The sequence below is a fragment of the Sphingobacterium corticibacterium genome (assembly GCF_004208525.1).
GTDB classification, from domain to species: domain Bacteria; phylum Bacteroidota; class Bacteroidia; order Sphingobacteriales; family Sphingobacteriaceae; genus Sphingobacterium; species Sphingobacterium corticibacterium.
On sequence record NZ_SGIT01000001.1, the window covers coordinates 1,950,329 to 1,970,381 of the forward strand.

General features: G+C 39.6%; 19 protein-coding genes. 8 read left to right on the forward strand and 11 right to left on the reverse strand.

The window, feature by feature from the left end:
- Positions 1-31 precede the first annotated feature (31 nt).
- Together EWE74_RS08455 and EWE74_RS08460 are read right to left on the reverse strand one after the other, a co-directional pair.
- Entirely contained in the window at positions 32-2,158 is a 2,127-nt protein-coding gene (locus EWE74_RS08455) for a S9 family peptidase (RefSeq protein WP_130141027.1), read from the reverse strand.
- Between the two features lie 90 nt (positions 2,159-2,248).
- Complete coding sequence (locus tag EWE74_RS08460) at positions 2,249-2,572, reverse strand: DUF3276 family protein (RefSeq protein ID WP_130141028.1); 324 nt, start codon at positions 2,570-2,572, stop codon at positions 2,249-2,251.
- A 242-nt stretch (positions 2,573-2,814) separates the two neighbouring features.
- On the opposite strand from EWE74_RS08460, the gene EWE74_RS08465 reads away from it, so the two are divergent.
- From EWE74_RS08465 to purN, 5 genes are read left to right on the forward strand one after another with little or no spacing between them, the layout of a single operon-like run.
- Positions 2,815-3,708 carry a LiaF transmembrane domain-containing protein gene (locus EWE74_RS08465; RefSeq protein WP_130141029.1) on the forward strand — a complete coding sequence of 298 codons (894 nt, stop codon included), beginning with the start codon at positions 2,815-2,817 and terminating at the stop codon, positions 3,706-3,708.
- Positions 3,709-3,714: 6 nt separating this feature from the next.
- Positions 3,715-4,752 carry a sensor histidine kinase gene (locus EWE74_RS08470; protein WP_130141030.1) on the forward strand — a complete coding sequence of 346 codons (1,038 nt, stop codon included), beginning with the start codon at positions 3,715-3,717 and terminating at the stop codon, positions 4,750-4,752.
- Positions 4,745-5,482, forward strand: coding sequence for a LytR/AlgR family response regulator transcription factor (locus EWE74_RS08475; protein ID WP_130141031.1), 738 nt, complete (start codon positions 4,745-4,747; stop codon positions 5,480-5,482). Before EWE74_RS08470 ends, EWE74_RS08475 begins: the two co-directional genes overlap by 8 nt.
- A 25-nt stretch (positions 5,483-5,507) precedes the next feature.
- A complete protein-coding gene (locus EWE74_RS08480; RefSeq protein ID WP_130141032.1) occupies positions 5,508-6,950 on the forward strand; it encodes a serine hydrolase domain-containing protein in 1,443 nt (480 codons plus the stop codon).
- A 56-nt stretch (positions 6,951-7,006) separates the two neighbouring features.
- Positions 7,007-7,582 (forward strand): phosphoribosylglycinamide formyltransferase, encoded by a 576-nt coding sequence (gene purN, locus EWE74_RS08485; protein ID WP_130141033.1) that lies wholly within the window; start codon positions 7,007-7,009, stop codon positions 7,580-7,582.
- 26 nt (positions 7,583-7,608) lie between these two features.
- Here the strand turns inward: purN and EWE74_RS08490 are convergent, their stop codons facing one another.
- Both EWE74_RS08490 and EWE74_RS08495 read right to left on the reverse strand, forming a co-directional pair.
- Positions 7,609-8,268: a class I SAM-dependent methyltransferase gene (locus EWE74_RS08490; protein WP_206365168.1), complete on the reverse strand. Its 660-nt coding sequence runs from the start codon at positions 8,266-8,268 to the stop codon at positions 7,609-7,611.
- A gap of 19 nt (positions 8,269-8,287) precedes the next feature.
- Complete coding sequence (locus EWE74_RS08495) at positions 8,288-8,941, reverse strand: 3-keto-disaccharide hydrolase (protein ID WP_130141034.1); 654 nt, start codon at positions 8,939-8,941, stop codon at positions 8,288-8,290.
- A 337-nt stretch (positions 8,942-9,278) separates the two neighbouring features.
- On the opposite strand from EWE74_RS08495, the gene purH reads away from it, so the two are divergent.
- The gene (gene purH / locus EWE74_RS08500; RefSeq protein WP_130141035.1) at positions 9,279-10,805 is read left to right on the forward strand and encodes a bifunctional phosphoribosylaminoimidazolecarboxamide formyltransferase/IMP cyclohydrolase; all 1,527 of its coding nucleotides are present in this window, start codon (positions 9,279-9,281) and stop codon (positions 10,803-10,805) included.
- A gap of 213 nt (positions 10,806-11,018) precedes the next feature.
- Here the strand turns inward: purH and EWE74_RS08505 are convergent, their stop codons facing one another.
- The 7 genes from EWE74_RS08505 to EWE74_RS08535 all read right to left on the reverse strand — a co-directional run bounded on the left by EWE74_RS08505 (position 11,019) and on the right by EWE74_RS08535 (position 16,703).
- Positions 11,019-11,972: an MBL fold metallo-hydrolase gene (locus EWE74_RS08505; protein ID WP_130141036.1), complete on the reverse strand. Its 954-nt coding sequence runs from the start codon at positions 11,970-11,972 to the stop codon at positions 11,019-11,021.
- Positions 11,969-12,565 (reverse strand): dephospho-CoA kinase, encoded by a 597-nt coding sequence (coaE, locus tag EWE74_RS08510; RefSeq protein WP_130141037.1) that lies wholly within the window; start codon positions 12,563-12,565, stop codon positions 11,969-11,971. The genes EWE74_RS08505 and coaE overlap by 4 nt, the downstream gene beginning before the upstream one ends.
- Positions 12,566-12,568: 3 nt before the next feature.
- Positions 12,569-13,516, reverse strand: a complete 948-nt coding sequence (locus EWE74_RS08515) for a CdaR family protein (RefSeq protein ID WP_130141038.1) — start codon at positions 13,514-13,516, stop codon at positions 12,569-12,571.
- A 285-nt stretch (positions 13,517-13,801) separates the two neighbouring features.
- Complete coding sequence (gene yajC / locus EWE74_RS08520) at positions 13,802-14,122, reverse strand: preprotein translocase subunit YajC (protein ID WP_130141039.1); 321 nt, start codon at positions 14,120-14,122, stop codon at positions 13,802-13,804.
- Between the two features lie 67 nt (positions 14,123-14,189).
- Positions 14,190-14,621 carry a DUF1573 domain-containing protein gene (locus EWE74_RS08525; protein ID WP_130141040.1) on the reverse strand — a complete coding sequence of 144 codons (432 nt, stop codon included), beginning with the start codon at positions 14,619-14,621 and terminating at the stop codon, positions 14,190-14,192.
- Positions 14,622-14,625: 4 nt separating this feature from the next.
- On the reverse strand, positions 14,626-15,573 hold the full coding sequence (gene nusB, locus EWE74_RS08530; protein ID WP_165384670.1) for a transcription antitermination factor NusB: 948 nt from the start codon (positions 15,571-15,573) through the stop codon (positions 14,626-14,628).
- A 59-nt stretch (positions 15,574-15,632) separates the two neighbouring features.
- The gene (locus EWE74_RS08535) at positions 15,633-16,703 is read right to left on the reverse strand and encodes a Leu/Phe/Val dehydrogenase (protein WP_130141041.1); all 1,071 of its coding nucleotides are present in this window, start codon (positions 16,701-16,703) and stop codon (positions 15,633-15,635) included.
- A gap of 235 nt (positions 16,704-16,938) precedes the next feature.
- Here EWE74_RS08535 and EWE74_RS08540 point away from each other — a divergent pair, with 235 nt between their 5' ends.
- Positions 16,939-18,714: an ABC transporter ATP-binding protein gene (locus EWE74_RS08540; protein ID WP_130141042.1), complete on the forward strand. Its 1,776-nt coding sequence runs from the start codon at positions 16,939-16,941 to the stop codon at positions 18,712-18,714.
- A 43-nt stretch (positions 18,715-18,757) separates the two neighbouring features.
- Positions 18,758-20,053 (forward strand): BamA/TamA family outer membrane protein, encoded by a 1,296-nt coding sequence (locus EWE74_RS08545; RefSeq protein ID WP_130141043.1) that lies wholly within the window; start codon positions 18,758-18,760, stop codon positions 20,051-20,053.

Consider the following 20,053-nt stretch of genomic DNA (forward strand, 5'->3'; position numbering starts at 1 on the left):
ATAACTAAAAGAAAAAACTAGGATGCTTCATTCATTTAAAATCTTCCGGCACCGTTTTCTCTAACAGGTACTGATAATAAAAGCGAACCCGTTCTTTAAAATCATACGCTGCTTTAGAACGCGCAAACCCATGACGGCTACCAGGGTAAATCATTAGTTCAAATGGAACATCCCCATCTGTCAAAGCGTCCACTAACTGCATTGTATTCTGCATATGTACATTATCATCGATATCGCCATGCATAATCCGAAGTCTCCCTTTATATTGATTAACATAGCTCAATACCGAGCCCTCATGATATCCCTGCGGATTATCTTGCGGTGTATCCATCCATCGCTCGGTGTAGTGGGTATCGTATAACTCCCAACTGATAACAGGTGCACCTGCAATACCATAATCAAAATAAGCTGCTCCTTTTGTCAATGCTAGACAGGTCATATAACCGCCGTAACTATGTCCCGTAATCAGTAGCTTATCGTCTGCTACCCATGGCTTTGCTTTTAACCATTTTGCTATGGTAATATAGTCTACCATTTCCCATTTACCCAAGTTTCTATGCATCCACGCAACACCTTGCTTACCAAAATGTCCGGAAGCACGGTGATCACAGGTAATCTGAACAATGCCTTCTTTTGCCCAATATTGGCTCGAAGTACCTTTCCATGTATTTTTCACCGTTCCAGCATCTGGCCCACCATAGATACTCATAACTACCGGATACCTCTTCGTTTCGTCAAAATCTACAGGATAGGTTATAATAACTGGTAAATCAAATTTCCCGTCGTCCGAAGGGATCGTAAAATATTCGGTTTTGCCCACATTGTACTGATCAAAGTCAATTGACTTACTGTCCGCCAATTCTTTTACCAGCTTACCCTTGTTATCTAACAATACAATTTTATTGGGGGTAGATACATTGGAATAGTCCGTTATAAAATACCTCCCATCCGGAGAAACTTTTACCTGATGTGTATAGTCACCAAACGTTAAGCGTTTTAATCTTCTTCCGGAATAGTCCACGCGATAAAGGTCTTCGGTAGCGGAATTTTCCTTACGAGCTGTAAAGTACACCACTTTGTGTTTCTCGTCTATGCGCGCTAATGATGTCACCTGCCAGTCGCCTGACGTCAATGGATTAACCAACTTACCATCCAATGTATAGAGATAATAATGTGCCCATCCTGTACGATCTGATTTCAGAATGTAGTGTTTATTATCCGCCAAATAGGTTATACGCTCACTGTGATCCAGGTTAATCCAAGTCGGCTGTTCTTCATTATATATCTCGTCTTTCAGACCATCAGTTGGATTCACCGAATAGAATTTCAGATTTGTCTGGTCCCGATTCATCCACTGGACCATAATGGATTGACTATCAAAACTCCAATAAGGCTCTCCAAAATATTGGTCGTCTTGCTCGTTGAAGTCTGCCCAAACAACCGGCGATCCTTCCACTTTCACAAAGCCTATTTTTACTTCTGGATTCGGATCTCCTGCTTTGGGGTAACGTGTCTCTTCCAAATAACCGTGCTGTCCTTCGGAAACGTAAATGGGAAACATCGGCACTTGCGTGTCATCAAAGCGCATAAAAGCTAATTGTTTACTATCTGGTGACCACCAAAATGCTTTATAATTTGTCGCACGTCCTAAAATTTCTTCATAATATACCCAAGAAGACCAACCGTTGTAGATAACATCTGTACCATCTGACGTATAACGAACTTCATTTCCATCGTCTACTTTCACACTATATAGATCGTTATTGCGTGTAAACGCTACATATTCTCCATCTGGCGATAACGTGGGATTCTTTTCTTCCGCGTCGGGGGAATGTGTCAAGCGTCTATCCGGACTATTTCCGTAACGGATATAAACATCATTATTCTTAACAAACACTTCCGTATCCGATTTAACAGGCGGTGTATAGGGTGTACGCTTACCCGTTGTCACATGTATTTGATAAAGCCGCCCATCTTTACTATCACGCTCGATATAATGATCGTTGTCTGCCCATCCGGTATATTGGTTGATCCGTTTGGTGACCGATGTTTCCTGACCCCACGCTTGCGCAAAATTCAATGCTTTCTTTTGGGCACACACTGGAGCTGTGAATAGTAGCCCAACTACAACGAGCGAATTAATGATAATTTTATGCATAATCGACATTAATAAGCGACGAAATTAACAATAATATCATAAAAAAAGCCACTTCATAGTGGCTCCATATGTTTTCTAAGTTCAAATATGTTAGAACGAATAATCGTCCTTCTGCGCATATTCGGCGGAGTCCTCTTGATTTGGCTCATAGCGTTTTTCAACAACTTCTTGGTTAGCCTTAATATAGTCCACCACGTCTGTCAATCCTTCAGCAAATTTTTCAAAATCTTCTTTGTACAAGAAAATCTTGTGCTTAATAAATTGTCCATCTTCAAAACGTTTTTTGCTTTCCGTGATGGTTACATAGTAATCGTTAGAACGAGTTGCCTTTACATCAAAAAAATAAGTACGCTTTCCCGCTCTCACCTTTTTTGAAAATACCTCTTCACGCTCTTTGTTTTCAAAATCTCCCATTAGTATTGTAAGTATTTAAGTTTAAATCCTTTTTCGCTATAAATATATAATAATTAATTTCATGTTTCCAAATTTAATTAAAAAATGTTCGTTTATTTTTATATACGTCTTCTGGTAATCCATGCAGGTTTCGCCGAAAAAAGTACGGTGTTTACCGAAAAAGTGCATCGTATTGCCTATTTTGGCTAACGTATTATTAAGTATTGCATTACTTTTGAATCAAACATATAACAGTAGTAGTAATGGAAAGAGAAAGAGATCATAAAACACCACCTCCTATTCCCCCTCGCGGTAACAATAAAAGCGCAAATATCGTTGGGTTTGCGATTGTATTCTTGGGCGCGGCGCTCTTGATGCGCAATCTGGATCTAGGCTTGCCGTTTGTAAGAGAAATCTTTGGTTGGGAGATGATTTTGATTATCATCGGGATCGTGATCGGAATCAACTCTAAGTTTGAAAACAAATCCTCCGTCATATTAATTGCCATAGGGGGACTATTTGTCATCAAAAGATTAATTGATCTTCCTTTTTGGGGGGTTGTCTTCCCCATCGTAGCTATTACCATAGGTATCTATTTTATTGTGCGGAACCGTAACCAATCTACCACTCCCCCTGTTCCACCCATTCCTCCTCAGCCGTCCAGAAGTTGGGAAGTCGATGAATTTGACTGGGATAAACGTGTGGACATCTATACAGAACCAGAGACCACGACCTATGCTCCGCCGTTTCAGCAGCCCGATAACCAAGGAGATAACGGAGACCGTCAACGCGAGAAAAAGGGGTATGTCTACGAAGGTGAGAATTATATTAAGGTAGAATCGATATTTGGCTACGCCAAGAAAATTGTTTTTTCCAAAAATTTTCTCGGCGGCAACATGACCAATCTTTTTGGCAGTACCGAAATCAACTTGCTACAAGCTGATATCAAACAACCTGTTGCACTAGATGTATTTCAATTATTTGGCAGCACAAAGATTATTGTACCGCCGCACTGGATAGTCGCAACTACAGCATCGTCAATTTTGAGTGAAAATGACGACCGCCGCGCTATACTCACGAATGTAAAGGATCAGAACAAGTGCTTATACATTACGGGCACATCCATATTTGGCAGTATCACGATAAAAAATAGTTAATGTAAGATGACCTTCAAACTAACTACAAAAAACCGTTTGATACATGTTAGTGCATGGACGATCTGCATCTTGTACTTTGCCGTTTCTTATTTTTTACTGTGGTGGGACCTCAGTCCGAAACTAATCTCACCTTATGAGCCTTTAGTTGGTGCACTGTCCATAACGATTTGTTGTTATCTTATATATAGCACACTTCAATTCTATTTACCACGCAAAAACCAATATGTAAAAATTATCGTGATTTGCCTGGCGTTGACGGTCGTTAGCATAGGGTTGTCCATATTCTTTCTAAACCAATTTTTTGACGACATTTCGCTTACCCATTTCTACGAAATCTTGCCTTACCGCTTTATCATCAACTTCTTATTGTTGCTGTGCATAACTATCATCAATGTTTTTTGGAATATTCAGGAAGAATATGAAGAAAATAAAAAGCGAAAGGAGGAATCTGAACGTATTTTGCGAGACGCAGAATTGTATAATTTACGCCAACAGCTTCAGCCTCATTTTTTATTCAACAGTCTTAATTCTATCATTGCCCTCATCGGCATCAAGCCAGATGAAGCACGCAATATGACATTCCAACTTTCCGATTTCTTACGCGGAACAATGCGGAAAGATGATAAACAGTTGATTCCACTCACGGATGAAATCGCGCACTTAAGACTCTATCTCGATATAGAAAAAGTTCGGTTCGGACATCGCTTAACGACGACTTTTCATTTACAGGAGGAGGCAAATCAAGTCAAGGTTCCTTCCATGATTATCCAACCGCTACTGGAAAATGCCATTAAGTTTGGCCTGTACAATGTGATTGGTGAAGTTGAAATCACCATCGATATCCGTGTAGAAGATTACATGCTGTATATCGCGATTACCAATCCATTTGATGCTGATCAGTTCGAAAGCCGAAAAGGTACTGGGTTCGGACTTTCCAGTATTCAACGCCGGCTGTTCCTGCTATATAGTCGTACAGACTTACTGGAAACTTCTATTCATAAAAATACATTTACTTCTACCTTAAAAATCCCACAATATGATTAAGACTATTATTATAGACGACGAGCCCTTAGCACGGATGGTTATCGCTGAATATTTACAACCACAAGAGGACATTGAATTAGTTGCTGAATGTGGAGATGGTTTCGAGGGAGCAAAAATGATTCAACAGATGCGTCCTGACCTCATTTTTCTAGATATCCAAATGCCAAAACTGACTGGGTTTGAAATGTTAGAAATCCTCGACGAGATGCCGAACGTCATCTTTACGACTGCTTTTGATGAATTTGCGATCAAAGCTTTTGAGAAAAACGCAATAGATTATCTCCTCAAACCCATCAGCAAGAACCGGTTTGAACAAGCATTAACGAAATTCAGAAACAACCATCAGGGCAACATAACCAAGGAAACTTCAGCAAAACTGGAAGCCGTTCGAGAGGAAGAAACATTAGAACGTATTGTGGTTAAAAATGGCTCGCAGATTAAGATTATTCCCGTGCAGCAAGTTCTTTTTTTGGAAGCGTATGATGACTATGTAAAAATCCACACAAAAGACGGTATGTTCTTGAAAAACAAAACGATGAGTTCGTTCGAGAAACAACTAGATCCGAAGCAATTTGTTCGGGTACATCGTTCGTTTATCGCTAAAGTAGATCAACTTGCCAAAATTGAACCCATGGAAAAAGAAAGTTACATCGCCACTTTGCTGACAGGCGAAAAAATCAATATCAGTAAATCGGGATACGCGCGTTTAAAACAAATAATTGGCTTATAAACATTTGTTTGCGTAGTTTTGCGGTATGATTCGCAAGTTATTTTTCTTACTGTTGATGTGCGTTGCGCTGACGGGATTTGGACAAACGAAAACAGAAGAGGTCAATCGAGCTGTTTTCAATAAAATAGAATTTTTCATCAACACACAGATGACCGATTCTATATACAATTTAGCTTCTGAGGGCTTTAAAGAGCATGTATCTAAAGATCAGCTTTCCTTTGTCTTGCAAAACCTTTACCAGCTGGGTAGAATAACAGATGTAGAAGTAGAAGATTTTCAAGGCCAGACCGCTACTTATCGCGTATATTTTGCCGATGCGCGACAATTGCTCGCTAAACTGGCCGTAGACAGTACATATCGCTATACCACTTTGGCTTTTACCGCTGCCGACAACAACAGCAAAGAAGTTGAAAAGCCAGAAAAGGAAGAAGTAATCAGTCAGGTAGAAACAGAAACACCGCTAGATTTCTATATAGACTCTGTCGCCAACAGCTATATTAAAAAGGGCAATACGCAGTCTTTAGCGGTAGCGATTTTCCATCGAAATAAATACAAAACATTTCTGTATGGAGAAACGGAGAAAGGAAATAACACACTTCCCGCTGAAAATACACTGTACGAAATTGGATCAATTACCAAAGTATTCACAGCGACATTGCTTGCTGATCTCGTTACAAAAGACGTTATTCAGCTAGATGATCCTATAACAACATTTCTACCAGATTCCGTGGCTTCCAATCCGGCGCTTAAAGGGATTACGTTTAAAAGCTTAGCTAACCATACTTCAGGTCTTCCCCGCATGGCAGGCAACTGGGATCGCATTGCAGGATTTGACGAAAAAGATCCATTTGCGGCTTATGATCAAAAAGCCCTTTTCAATTTTCTCCAGCATTACAAGGCTTCCCGCGAACCAGGAGATGAATATGAATACAGCAATCTAGGCTATGGCCTACTGGGTGAACTAATCGCAATTATAAATAAGAAACCGTACATACAGTGTTTACAGGAAACCATTCTCACACCTTTACAGCTTCATAACACGGTAGATACGCCAAATGACCAAAAACAACAGGCAGTGCTTCCCGGATTAGATAAACAAGGAAACATAACGCCGTTGTGGCGTTGGAAAGCGATGCTGGGTGCAGGCGGTCTAAAATCCAATATAAAAGATCTTATGCTATTTGCTGTCGAACAATTTAAAATGCCGGAAAACGAATTACAGAATGCGATGGCCTTGACAAGACAATTTACGTTTTTCACGCCCGATAATATGGATATTGGTTTGGCTTGGCATATGAATATGCTCGACGGTATTATCTATTTTCATCACACGGGAGAAACAGCTGGCAGCAGTTCCTTTATCGGCCTCTCTCCAGACACCAAAACAGTAGTCGTTATTTTATCTAATGCTGCTGAAAGTGTGAATCTCATCAGTACGGAAATTATGGAGAAATTGTTATCGGAATAAAAAAATTACCTAAGTTTGGATAGAAATCAACTTTATAACATAAAAGATATATTATCGTGAAAAAACGCATTGCTATTTTTGCTTCCGGCTCAGGTTCGAATGCACAGAAAATTATGGAGCATTTTAAGTATTCCAATCTGGCCGAAGTAGCTTTGGTGTTGAGTAATAATCCTGAAGCCTATGTTCTACAACGTGCCGATAATTTCGAAATCCCATCTCATGTTTTTGACAAGAAAACATTTTATGAGACGGATGAACTCATTGATATTTTAAAACGCTTAGAAATAGACCTCGTTGTTTTAGCTGGCTTTTTATGGTTAGTTCCTGAAAATCTGTTAAAAGCATTTCCCAATAAAATCATCAATATCCACCCTGCCTTACTTCCTAAGTACGGCGGTAAAGGAATGTATGGCGATAGAGTACATAAAACTGTTCTTGAAGCCGGAGACGAAGAGCATGGCATCACGATCCATTTCGTGAATGAAAACTTCGATGAAGGAGAGATTATCCACCAAGCAAAATTCAAGATCGAACCAAACGATACGTTGGACGTCATTAAATTCAAAGGACAGCAACTGGAACATCAATATTTCCCAAAAATTATCGAGAATTTATTGAAAAAATATAATTAACGGGATTTTTAATCCCGCTCATATGTTTATTTCTTTACCGTAATTGTAGTGAACGGTCTGTCCACGGTCTCTCCTATTTTACTTTTAACGGTTTCCGTCTGTGTTTCTGCCTCCACGAGACAGAATGCAGTATTATCGAAAAGTTCTTTGATTTTTTCGTCGTTGTAAAGTGTAAAACCAAATTGAACGAAGGGCAGTTGTTTCATAAAATCTCCTTGAGCATAGGTGATATTTAATATTCCCCCCGGCTTTATCACACGGTACAATTCCGTTAACAACTCTTCCGGTTCCTTCCAAAAATAAATTGTGTTTACTGTAAAAACCTTATCAAAGAAATTGCTTTCGAAGGGAATGTGTAAACCATCATACAAATAGAAACTAGCTTGTCCGTTATCGAAAAATTGCTGATTTAAACGTTGTGCTTCTTCCTGCATAAGAGCAGACATTTCCAAACCGTAATAACTTAAGTTCCTTTTTTGTTCAAGCAGTTGTACAAGATGACCACAATTGCCATGTCCGAGCTCCAAGATCCGCTCTCCTTCTTGTAGGGTGAGCCGCTTTATGGAATGGAGCGTCATGTTCATATTCGTTTCATTCATCATTTCAGCAACTTTAACACCTTTATCACCTTGTGGTTGCCGTAGTTGCGAAGCTAATTCTTGTAGTTCTTTGTTGTCGGCCATCATACTTTCTCTTATTTGTTCCTTAAAGTTGTCTTATCTTGATGTTTCGGAAAGATACTCCCCGGGACCAGTCCTGAAGAGCAATACGTCCTTTGCTATGTTTTCCGAATTCTGGATAGTCCTTAAATGCACTTCTAGTAACTAAATTCTTCCATGTTGTGGAGTTGAAATCTACTTGAGCCGTCATATTACCATTAAGATAGAATTCCGTTTTTCCATTCTTTTGTATAATCCGAGAATGGTTCCATTGACCTACTTTTTTCGTGTTGACGAAGTTCTTCTGCGGGAAAAATGTATATAAGCAGCCTGATCGTTTCAACGGCTTTTCAAAATCGGCATGTGAATCTTCCAAAAGCTGATATTCTGGGCCGGAATGGTAGGTTGCATCAATATCCGGTCGTTCCTGAACGTTCACAAAAACACCACTATTTCCAGCTCTCTCCAATTGCCAATCAAATGTCAACTCATAATTTTCAAATTCTTTATCTGTGACCAAATCTCCTTTTTTGAGATCACTGTTGGAATCACAATAAAGAACACCTCCCCGTACGACCCAAGCAGATGACGTATTACCGCGGTTATAAACATGCCAATTGGACAAGGACTTTCCATCAAAAAGCAATTCCCATCCCGCTTGTTTTTCATCGTCACTTAGTGTATTTGGCGTTGTATCCATCGAATCGCCGCACGCTGAAAAAGATAATAAAATCGAAAGGCAGAAGAGTTTAATTACATTTATATTATTAATATGCATATAGATAAGATTGTGCATTCATAGGAAGATCCGATTCTTCACGATTCGGCTTCGCTATAATCTATTCTTTATCGACCTACAGCATAAATGTATAAAATATCACTGAAATTTAAAAGGCAATGTTTTTTCCAACGCTTAAATTCTTATCTTTGTCACTCCAAAAATTGAGCAATGAAATATCCATGTTTGTCACAACACAAATGCAAATGAGTATGATCTGGGTATTCCATATGGTCTTTAAAAAATAATGTTTACACATATGAATCATCCTGTTAAGATTAAAAATGCTTTGGTGTCTGTATATTACAAAGATAACTTAGCCCCCCTCATTAAACTACTACATAAATTCGGAGTTACTTTCTACTCTACAGGCGGTACGGAAGCGTTCATCCGTGAACAAGGAATCGACGTTATTGCGGTCGAAGATCTGACCAGCTATCCTTCTATCTTAGGTGGCCGTGTCAAAACGTTACATCCAAAAGTATTTGGTGGCATATTAGCACGTCGCCCGTTAGCAGGTGATCAACAACAATTGGCGCAATACGAAATTCCGGAAATTGACCTCGTTATTGTAGACCTCTACCCATTCGAAGAAACAGTAGCTTCTGGCGCTTCAGAACAGGATATTATCGAAAAGATTGATATCGGCGGCATCTCTTTGATCCGTGCTGCCGCGAAAAATTTTAACGATGTCGTTATTATCTCATCTAAAAGTGATTACCAAGAGCTTGAAACTATTTTGGCGGCACAAGAAGGGCAAACGACATTGACGCAACGTAAAGAGTTTGCCAAACGTGCATTCCATACTTCTTCTCACTACGATACAGCGATTTTTAATTATTTTAACCAAGAAAATCCGCTTTCCGTTTTCAAGCAATCGGTTCAACCGGCACAGACACTGCGATACGGCGAAAATCCACATCAAAAAGGAACTTTCTTCGGCGATTTGGACGCTATGTTCGACAAGTTAAATGGAAAAGAACTTTCTTACAACAATTTAGTGGATGTGGACGCAGCCGTTGCTATTATTGATGAGTTTAACGATCCAACATTTGCCATTTTAAAGCATACAAACGCTTGCGGTGTGGCTTCGCGTCCTACCATCAAACAAGCGTGGACCGATGCATTGGCATGTGATCCCGTATCGGCATTTGGAGGTGTATTGATCACCAACGGAGAGATTGATCAGGAAACCGCCAACGAAATCAATAATCTTTTCTTTGAAGTACTTATCGCCCCTTCCTATACGGAGGACGCGTTGAATGTATTGACGACAAAGAAAAACCGTATCATTTTAAAACGTAAGGATGTTCAGTTACCTAAAGAGCTGTTCAAAACGTTATTGAACGGCGTTATCGTACAGGATAAAGATCACACGGTAGAAGGACCTGAAGCGATGACGACGGTCACCGAAAATCAACCAACTGCAACGCAATTAAATGATCTTTATTTTGCGAATAAAATTGTAAAACATACCAAATCGAATACGATTGTTTTTGCGAAGAACAATACCTTGATTGCCTCGGGTGTTGGGCAAACATCACGTGTAGATGCTTTGAAACAGGCTATCGAAAAGGCACAATCTTTCGGTTTCGATATTAAAGGAAGTGTAATGGCGTCCGATGCTTTTTTTCCGTTTCCAGACTGCGTAGAAATAGCGGGCGATGCAGGTGTAGCGGCTGTGTTACAACCGGGTGGATCGATTAAGGATCAGTTATCGATTGATATGGCAAACAAAAAAGGAGTAGCCATGGTCATCACGGGTGTAAGACACTTTAAACACTAAAATATAAAAGAAGGGCGGTGCCTCCGTTATTGCACTGCCCTTTTATAAATATCCCAAAAGCCAATAAATAATAATAAAGGCTATAATGGTCCCAAAACAGCCAAGTCCTAATTTCTTAGCTCCCCAGCCTGCGATTATTGTCTTAAAAAATCGATTCATACCTTCATGCAATTTTTCTATTTCTAAACCTCTACAAGAAAAATGCCGATTTTATTAATTTGACAATATATCACGGACAATAAGAATACCGTCGAAATGTTTTTTTAGATGTCTGCCGTCTCCATGGATTGTCCATACTTGCTTAGGCTGTACTTTATCAATAAAATACAGAATATCTTTCCAATCTACATGATCAGAAATATAGATTTCAATATCGTTTTGCCTTTGTAACCGTTCCCAACCCGAAGCAAATGCTCTCAATACATTTTTTGCTTTAAAATAACTGTTGAACGTAAGCGGAGGCACCAAGTAAATTTTATTGGTATTCCCGTCTTTCATCGCTTTACGATTGTATAAAGTATAACGAAGTTGTTTGTTTCCCAACGCATTGTATAACTTATGAACAGCGTACATCTTATGATGTACTAACACTTCTTTTTCGGGCATCAAGTCGTTTATCAAGGCAGTTAGTCGCTGTGATTTACCTAAGGTATAACACCCTAACATAATATTACTTGAGTTGTCCTTCAGCTTTAAAATCTCTTTTTCGACAGCTGGATGTGATACCGCTGGATTAGCAAAGGTAGATTCGGTGATAAGAACATCAGCGCGCGTCAATATAATCGGTTCACAGGTGGCGTCTTCCTGCAATTTATAGTCGCCCGTGTACAAATACTTCACGCCTTGATATTCCATCAACACCTGTGCAGATCCTAATATATGTCCTGCCGGAAAAAATGTAATATGCACATTACGTAAAGTAAACGGCTGTTCGAATGTTATCACCTCGACAGTATTTTCTACCATTTTCGGAAACTTATTTTTCATAAAGGCAAATGTTGCTGCCGTGGCATACATTTTTTGGTGCCCATTGGTAGCATGATCGCCATGGGCATGCGATATGATATTTTTTTCGACGGGACACATAGCGTCAATATAAAAATCGCCATATCGACAATAATAGCCTATATCATCTTTTACCAAAAAATCTTCCAGAATCTCATTCATGGTTTTCGCCCTTCTAAAAATTGTTTATGTAAGGGTAATATTTGAGGAAGTAAAGGCGTTAATTCGTCATTTACAATAGTAAAATCAGCAAGTTTTTGCTTTTCTTCGTCTGACAGTTGCTTGTTTACACGGTCTAAGACTGCTTGTTTTGTGACTTTATCCCGTTGTATAACACGTGCAACGCGAACATCTAGCGGTGCGGTCACCAAAATGGTATAATCTAGTTTTTTATACGAACCACTTTCAAAAAGCAATGCAGCCTCTTTTAGGGTGTAGGGAAAAATTTGCGAAGCGGACCAATCCTCCCCATGTTGAATCACGATAGGATGTACAATGGCATTCAGTTTATCCAGTTGTTCCTGATCTCGAAACACTTGTGAAGCTAGATAAGCACGATTCAGACGCCCTTCGATATCATAAACCTCTTTTCCAAATTCCCGTATTAATGCATTCTTTATAGCTGGATTCGTATTCATCAATTCTTTCGCTTCTTTATCTGCATCATAAAACGGTACGCCTAATGCTTTGAAAACTTTTGCAACATAGCTCTTTCCGGAACCTATACCTCCCGTAATACCAATTTTCAATCCCATAAATTATCTTCTTACAAAAAAATCAACATTTTGCGGCTCCATACTGATTACATGGCAATGTTCCGGAACTTTCGTTAAGATAACCGGTAGATTTTGTACTTTATTCTTCTCCCAATTTTCCATATCTACAACCGCCTCAAAATCCCGTGAAGACCACTTATTATAATCCTTTAACGAGACAAGAAACGTGAGTTTAATCTTGCTTGGCAACGTTCGGACGGAAGTATACCGCGAAGCATTTTCCATTTTCAAGGGCAGCTCGACCACTTTTTCGGTAATCTCCCCTACCGGAATAGTAATTTCAGAGAACGTAGGATAAATGGTAATGTTGTTTTTTTGATGTTTATTTAGATAGGCAATCGTACGAATATCCGTTGCCACGTCTATACCCCGAATCGTATCCGTTTCCAAATAATCTATATTGGCGACATCTTCCAACGGTCCTGTCACCGTAACATATTCGGGATTTGCCCGCGTATCACCTATAATGCCATATTGTTTTTTAAATTGTATATCATATAGGGCGCGAACGGGTACTTTCCGTTGTGTCTGTTTAGAAAAGTCAAAATACAAGGTATCTGGTGACACGCCAATTACTTGATTATCGGCAGGAAATTGTCGATTGATATATCCTAATTGATTCGTAAAAACAATATAATTTCTCGTCCTCAACCCATTTAAATCCACTTGAATGTGCGGTGTATCGGGTCGCAATCTCTTCATGAACATCTTCCATCCGCTCATTCTCATCCGAATGCTGACCGTATCCGACTGTAACGGATGAAATGCTTTGCTTTCTGGAATATTCACATAGGAGATGCCAGCGTCGATACGAAATATTTGTTCTGTAGAAACCGCAAACAATAACCAGGCAATAAAAGAAAGTCCCAGACATCGCAAAAATATTGCAATTTTTCGTCGTCTTGTCTTTGTGATGCGGGGTTGCGCCATAATTACAAAAATAGTGTTTTTTGTTGTTCTTTTCCCCGTGAAAAGAACCAAACCGACCAACGGGAGCTCATGAACACCAAAATAGACACATGTTCATAAACCTCGTCGCTTCGAATATTTTACATTTGGAGTAGTACGAAGGATGAATTTGTACAGTTGTAAAACATTCGGATGCGACATTAAAAAGTTGAGGATGGGCTTGTACAAACCATATTAGATTAATACTATAAAAAAGAGAGCGTTTCAGCGAAACACTCTCTTTTTTTAATGTTGTACAAACGGATTTTACTTCTTTACGGTATCGCCATTGGCGGCTTTGGAAGCATCCAATGCCACGGCAGATTTGTCGAAACGCATTTTCACGCCTGAGCCTACATCTACAAGGAAAGTCGTTTCGCTAACCTCTACAATACGTCCGTGGATTCCGGCTGTTGTCACAATTTTAGAGTTTACACCTAATTCCTCAATATATTTTTTATGTTCTTTTTGTTTCTTCATTTGCGGTCTGATCATGAAGAAATAGAATACCACAACAATCAGAATCATGGGTAGGAAGCTCATCAATCCACTGCCTCCTGGAGCAGCTTGTAATAACGTAGTTATCATATTATATATAAATTAAAAGTTACAGAGTTACAATATTCGATTATCTATCAAAAAACTAAATACAAGCTTATTTCGGTAGAACTTCTCCTTTCAATTGTACCGTCATCACACGATTTTCCGCGTTGGAGACAATTGTCACAATTTTTTGTTGTTTTCCTACTTGGCCATTGCTATCAAAACTTACTTTCACCTCACCAGATTTACCCGGTAGAACAGGAGTTTGTGTATAGGACGGTGTAGTACAACCACATGACGCAGAAACCTGCGACAAGATTACAGGTTCCGTGCCTGTATTGGTGTAAGCATATACATGTTCTACCACTTCGCCTTCTTTTACTTCGCCAAAATCATAAACCGATTCTCCGAACTCGATCTTACCGCCTTGTGTAAGTTCATTCCCTATGGTATCTGTTGCTTGCTCTTCGTTGCTTCCTGAATTTCCACAAGAAACCAATGTAGCCAATGCCATGCAAACAAAAAATGATTTCAATATATTCATGGTGTTAATCTTTAAGTCCTCTACCTGTTTTTTGAATACGCCCTTGTTCTGTCAACTCTGAAAGTATCTTATCTAAGATACCATTGATAAATGTATTACTTTTTGACGTACTAAATGCTTTTGAAAGCTCTATGTATTCGTTGATGGTAACTTTCACCGGAATCGTCCGAAAGTTAACAAGCTCACAGATTGCCATACGCATCAGCAATGTATCGACCAACGCTATACGATCAGCTTCCCAGTTCTTCGTCTTCACTGATATCAACTGTTGATATTCGTTGCCATAACGGATCGTTTGTTTTAAGAGCTCCACAATAAACTCCCGATCCTCTTCCCAATTGGGGGTTAAATCCGCCAATTGGTTTTGTACCGGATTTTCACTACTGAAGTTTTTGAACGTCTTGGCGACCATAGCCTGTAAGACCTCTTTATCTACCGCCCAATTGATAAATTTTGCATCGAAAGCTTGCTCGATCTCCGGCGTTTTCAATATGATCTTTTTAAAGATAAACTTGATAATATCTTTTTCTGCTCCAATGGATCTATCTTCCTGCTGCAAATAAGCCATATATTCGGGCGACCCCTTCAATTGCGCAAAAATAGAACGTACTATTTCGGGGTCGAACGTCCAAGAAACTTTATATTTCTTCACATTTTCCAAATAGGTTCGATTCTGCCGTAATGACTCGATAAAACTATTGCTGTTCAATTTCGTTGTATAGATTTTATCGGCTTCGGTCGGCAAGAATTTATTGGCTCTCCCTTCTGCATCAATCAGTACATATTCGGCAACTTCATCTAGTAGATTCAATGTCCAAATATACATTTGGTTAACTTCATCAACACTTGTTAATAGTGCTTTTTCAAAATCTTTTACCTGTTTATCCTGTGACAAACTAAACGCATACAGCGTCTGCATAACTTTCACCCGAAGGTGCCTTCTATTAAGCATAATTTAATTTAAAGAACGATTGTATATAAATAAGAACGTATTATACTTTCCAAACCCACCTATTTAATTTTCTTGATGTCAAATATACGCTTTTCTGCCAATTGTTTAGCAGCTTCATACGTAGTAATGTCATCTTCGACGGATTTTTGAATGACATGACGAGTCGCGTTATAGATATTTTTAATTAATGCTTCTGTACGATCATTACCGTATCCCTCTATCTCGGAATAACAACTAATTAATGCTCCTGCGTTGATTAAAAAATCCGGTGTATACAGGATATTCCGCTCTTTCAGCAGTTTGTTCGTTTCCTCTTCCTCTTTCAGTTGGTTATTTGCTGATCCCGCAATAATCCGACAACGCATACGCGGTACCGTTTCCGGGTTCACCGTTCCACCCAATGCACATGGTGCATAGACATCCGCATCCAGTTCAAAACTTGTCGAGTAAGTAATCGGCTCTGCTTTATATTTAGCCGCAATTTTCATCTTACGCTCCTCGGTCATGTCGGATACATACACCCGTGCATTTTCCGCGCGCAACATACCTACCAATTGCTCGCCGACACTGCCAACACCTTGTACAGCAATTTTACGCCCAGCCAACCCATCATCGCCGTATAATTCTTTGATAGCCGCTTTAATACCATAAAATACGCCTCGTGCTGCAAAAATTGTCGGATCTCCTCCTCCATTTAAGGATGCCGGTAATCCGGCTACGTAGCCAGTCTCCGACAGCATATATTCTAAATCCTTCTGCGTCGTACCAACATCGGTAGAAGCGATAAAATTTCCATTGAGCCCTTCTATGAATTTCCCAAACCGGCGCATTAAAACTTCTGTTTTATCTGTTCGGTGATTGCCCATAATAATAGCACTTCCCCCTCCCAGATTAAGACCTGCTAACGAAGCTTTATGTGTAATTGCTTCCGATAGACGTAAGGCGTCATCGATCGCGTCCGATAACGACTCGTAGGGCAACATACGGACACCTCCAATCGCAGGCCCCAATGTGGTATCGTGAATAGCCACGATAGCTTGCAACCCTACCGCCTTATCTTGACAGAAAAATAAATTTTGATGACCAGAAATTGCCATCTTGTCGAAAACAGAAGAATTATTTACTTCCATAACATTGCTTAAATGCCTGTATATTCTTTTTGCTTCTGCAAAAATAGGAAATATTTATTTTAAAATTTTAGCCTTACATTTCCTCTATAGAATGTTTTCCATGGCCGAGGAGAGCGAAACAAACTCATTTTATATGCAGATTCAATTATATTGCATATAAAACTGATTTACTCATGATAAATTTCTTTAAATAGGTATTCGTGAATGCTAAGCATTTTGTTTAGGTTTGTCTCCGATGAAAGAGTTGGCTTATCTCCATAAATATTTTTACAAATACCGTTGGAAACTCATACCGGGTGTTATATTTGTCATTATATCCAACTACTTTGGTATCCTACCGGCCGTCGTTATCCGAGAAGCATTTGACCTTGTTAAGGAAAATATTGATCTCTATAGACTTTATAATGGCTTTGATCGACAAGAGCTGGTATATCAAGTATTCGGTAGCAGTTTGCTTTTTTTCGGCTTTGTGGTCTTAGCACTTTCCCTATTACGAGGCATCTTTTTATTCTTTATGCGACAAACGATTATTCTCACATCACGCCATATTGAATATGACCTCAAAAATGAGATTTACAATCATTACCAAGAGCTGGATTTTTCTTTTTTCAGAAAAAATAATACGGGCGATATGATGAACCGCGCCACGGAAGACGTCAATCAGGTAAGAAACTATCTGGGACCTGCGATTATGTATGCCATTAACACGGTGGTACTTTCGATCATGATCATTTACGCCATGTACAATGTCAATCCAAAGCTTGCCACCTATTCCTTATTACCCATCCCCATCCTATCCGCACTCATCCTTTTTATCAATAAAGTTATCAATCAGCGGAGCGAAAGGATACAGCGACAATTATCCGTACTTTCTTCCTTTGTGCAAGAAACGTTTTCAGGAATCCGCGTTATTAAAACCTATACACGTGAAAAGCAGAAAATGGAGGTATTTAAGAACGAAAGTAATCAATACAATAAGGTCTCGCTCGACCTTGTTCGTGTACAGGCTATCTTCTTTCCACTCATTATTTTCCTCATTGGCTTCAGTACCATCATCACAGTGTATGTCGGTGGTATCGAGGTGAAAAACGGAACCATTACTGCGGGAAACATTGCCGAGTTTATCCTGTATGTCAACCAGCTTACCTTCCCTGCCATGTCATTGGCATGGGTAACTTCCCTATTCCAACGTGCCGCGGCATCGCAAAAGCGAATCAATGAGTTTCTAAAAACAAGATCAGACATAAAAGACGGTGACACAGAACCTATACTTCAGGGAAATATAACGGTAAAGAATCTTTCCTTCACCTATCCCGAAACAGGAATCAAAGCCATTGAAAATTTATCATTCACTATAAAACGTGGGCAAACGCTTGCCATTATCGGGAAAACGGGATCTGGAAAGTCGACATTGGCAAATCTTCTGTTGCGTACATATGATGCGGATCAGGGGCATATTTATTATGACGGATTGTCGTTACAAGATATCAAGACAAATGCTTTACGTTCCCAGATTGGATTTGTACCTCAACAGGTATTCCTCTTTTCAGACACGATAGCCAATAATATTGCTTTTGGTCTGGATACCCTAGAAATGGATAAGGTAGAGCAAGCAGCCAAAGACGCGGCGGTCTATGATAACGTTATGAATTTCGATAACGGCTTTCAAACCTCGATCGGCGAAAGAGGCCTTACGTTATCGGGTGGCCAGAAACAAAGGGTATCTATCGCGCGTGCACTTGTTAAAGATCCACAGATACTTATTTTCGATGACTGTCTTTCGGCTGTCGATACGAAAACGGAAGAAGAAATACTCCACAATCTTACTCGTATTATGCGGAATAAAACGACTATTTTCATTGCGCATCGTATATCTACCATAAAAAATGCAGATCATATTATCGTACTAGATGAAGGTCGAATCATCGAACAAGGCACACACGAGGCGTTGTTAGCACAGGAAGGTGCTTATTTTGAACTACATGAAAAGCAACTATTAGAGGCTGAATAAAATCTATATCACAAAGTATAGCAAATATTTTTATTTTTGTGAGATGTATAAACAGTGGGGCCTCCTATTCTACCTTATCATTTGCAACTCAGGGCTATTTGCACAACAAGTTCTCCTGAAAGACACCATTACTACAGCAGAAACAAAGGATACCGTTACACAAAATTTTGATCACCTTTATGATATTAGTGATGGTATAAAGGATATGGTAAGGTTTGTCCGCCACGATACAACAACCCGGGTTTCGAAAAAACGTTCTGGAATTTCCATTCTTCCGAATATCAATTATAACCCTAGCATTGGATTTCAAATTGGCGCAAAAGTTGTCGGCGGTGTCTATACCGGTGACCCGCAGCACACCACCATGTCTACGTTTGCCACAGCGTTAAGCTATACTACACGAGGTATTATCTACGGTTATGTGATGCATGATATTTATACACCTAGAAATAAATGGAATTTAAAAGGGGGGATTATTATTGCTAAAAGTGTAGGATTAGATTATGGTATGGGCATGGGGAATGTGGTCCAAACGGATATTCCAGAAGAAAAAACGCTCAATAACCCAGATCGTACACGCTTTGTCAACCAATTTATAGTATACGGTCTTAATGAACGGATATATAAAAGGTTGTCACCAAACATGTTTATCGGCACAGGCGTGTTTTTTGAACTAAAACGTAATATATATACGCTAGGCAATCATGAAGTTACTCCTTTAGAAGTATATAGCAACTTAACAGGGTACAACGCAGAGAAATACAATAATAACGGTTTAATGTTCAACTGGCAGTATATGACGCGTGATAATCCGAACAGCGCCTATAAGGGCATTTACGCAGATGTAGTTTTGCGAATGAGCCAAAAATGGATGGCAAGTGCCCAAAATGCTTACCAGCTGCAAACCGATTTCAGAAAGTACTGGCAACTATCAAGCAGCCGTCCAAATCATGTATTGGCATTTTGGCATTGGGGATCGTATAACGTTGGCGGCAGGCAGGCTTATCTCGACCTTCCGGGCACCGGAAAAGATCCATTTGCACGTACCGGACGTGGCTATACCAATGGCTATTTCAAGGGAAATTCCTTTTTCTATTCAGAAGTAGAGTACCGGTTTCCAATTTTGCGCAATCAATTCTTAAGCGGCGTGATCTTCGCTAATGTGCAGACGGCAAATGATCGTTTGGGCACCAAACTTTTCCAACAATGGCAACCAGCGGGCGGTACAGGACTACGTGTGCTATTCAATAAGGCAACACGGACAAACCTATGTATTGATTATGCTTTTGGTCGATTCGGGCAACGTGGTTTATTCCTGGGATTAAACGAAGCTTTTTAA

Bases quoted from the DNA above. Each gene is read 5' to 3' on its own strand.
- EWE74_RS08490 (WP_206365168.1), bottom strand. From the start codon at position 8,268: ATGATGGCCGACAACAAAGAACTACAAGAATTAGCTTCGCAACTACGG.
- EWE74_RS08455 (WP_130141027.1), bottom strand. From the start codon at position 2,158: ATGCATAAAATTATCATTAATTCGCTCGTTGTAGTTGGGCTACTATTC.
- EWE74_RS08465 (WP_130141029.1), top strand. From the start codon at position 2,815: ATGGAAAGAGAAAGAGATCATAAAACACCACCTCCTATTCCCCCTCGC.
- EWE74_RS08540 (WP_130141042.1), top strand. From the start codon at position 16,939: ATGAAAGAGTTGGCTTATCTCCATAAATATTTTTACAAATACCGTTGG.
- EWE74_RS08505 (WP_130141036.1), bottom strand. From the start codon at position 11,972: ATGAATGAGATTCTGGAAGATTTTTTGGTAAAAGATGATATAGGCTAT.
- EWE74_RS08515 (WP_130141038.1), bottom strand. From the start codon at position 13,516: ATGGCGCAACCCCGCATCACAAAGACAAGACGACGAAAAATTGCAATA.
- coaE (WP_130141037.1), bottom strand. From the start codon at position 12,565: ATGGGATTGAAAATTGGTATTACGGGAGGTATAGGTTCCGGAAAGAGC.
- nusB (WP_165384670.1), bottom strand. From the start codon at position 15,573: ATGCTTAATAGAAGGCACCTTCGGGTGAAAGTTATGCAGACGCTGTAT.
- yajC (WP_130141039.1), bottom strand. From the start codon at position 14,122: ATGATAACTACGTTATTACAAGCTGCTCCAGGAGGCAGTGGATTGATG.
- purH (WP_130141035.1), top strand. From the start codon at position 9,279: ATGAATCATCCTGTTAAGATTAAAAATGCTTTGGTGTCTGTATATTAC.
- EWE74_RS08545 (WP_130141043.1), top strand. From the start codon at position 18,758: ATGTATAAACAGTGGGGCCTCCTATTCTACCTTATCATTTGCAACTCA.
- EWE74_RS08470 (WP_130141030.1), top strand. From the start codon at position 3,715: ATGACCTTCAAACTAACTACAAAAAACCGTTTGATACATGTTAGTGCA.
- EWE74_RS08535 (WP_130141041.1), bottom strand. From the start codon at position 16,703: ATGGAAGTAAATAATTCTTCTGTTTTCGACAAGATGGCAATTTCTGGT.
- EWE74_RS08460 (WP_130141028.1), bottom strand. From the start codon at position 2,572: ATGGGAGATTTTGAAAACAAAGAGCGTGAAGAGGTATTTTCAAAAAAG.
- EWE74_RS08525 (WP_130141040.1), bottom strand. From the start codon at position 14,621: ATGAATATATTGAAATCATTTTTTGTTTGCATGGCATTGGCTACATTG.
- EWE74_RS08480 (WP_130141032.1), top strand. From the start codon at position 5,508: ATGATTCGCAAGTTATTTTTCTTACTGTTGATGTGCGTTGCGCTGACG.
- EWE74_RS08475 (WP_130141031.1), top strand. From the start codon at position 4,745: ATGATTAAGACTATTATTATAGACGACGAGCCCTTAGCACGGATGGTT.
- EWE74_RS08495 (WP_130141034.1), bottom strand. From the start codon at position 8,941: ATGGATACAACGCCAAATACACTAAGTGACGATGAAAAACAAGCGGGA.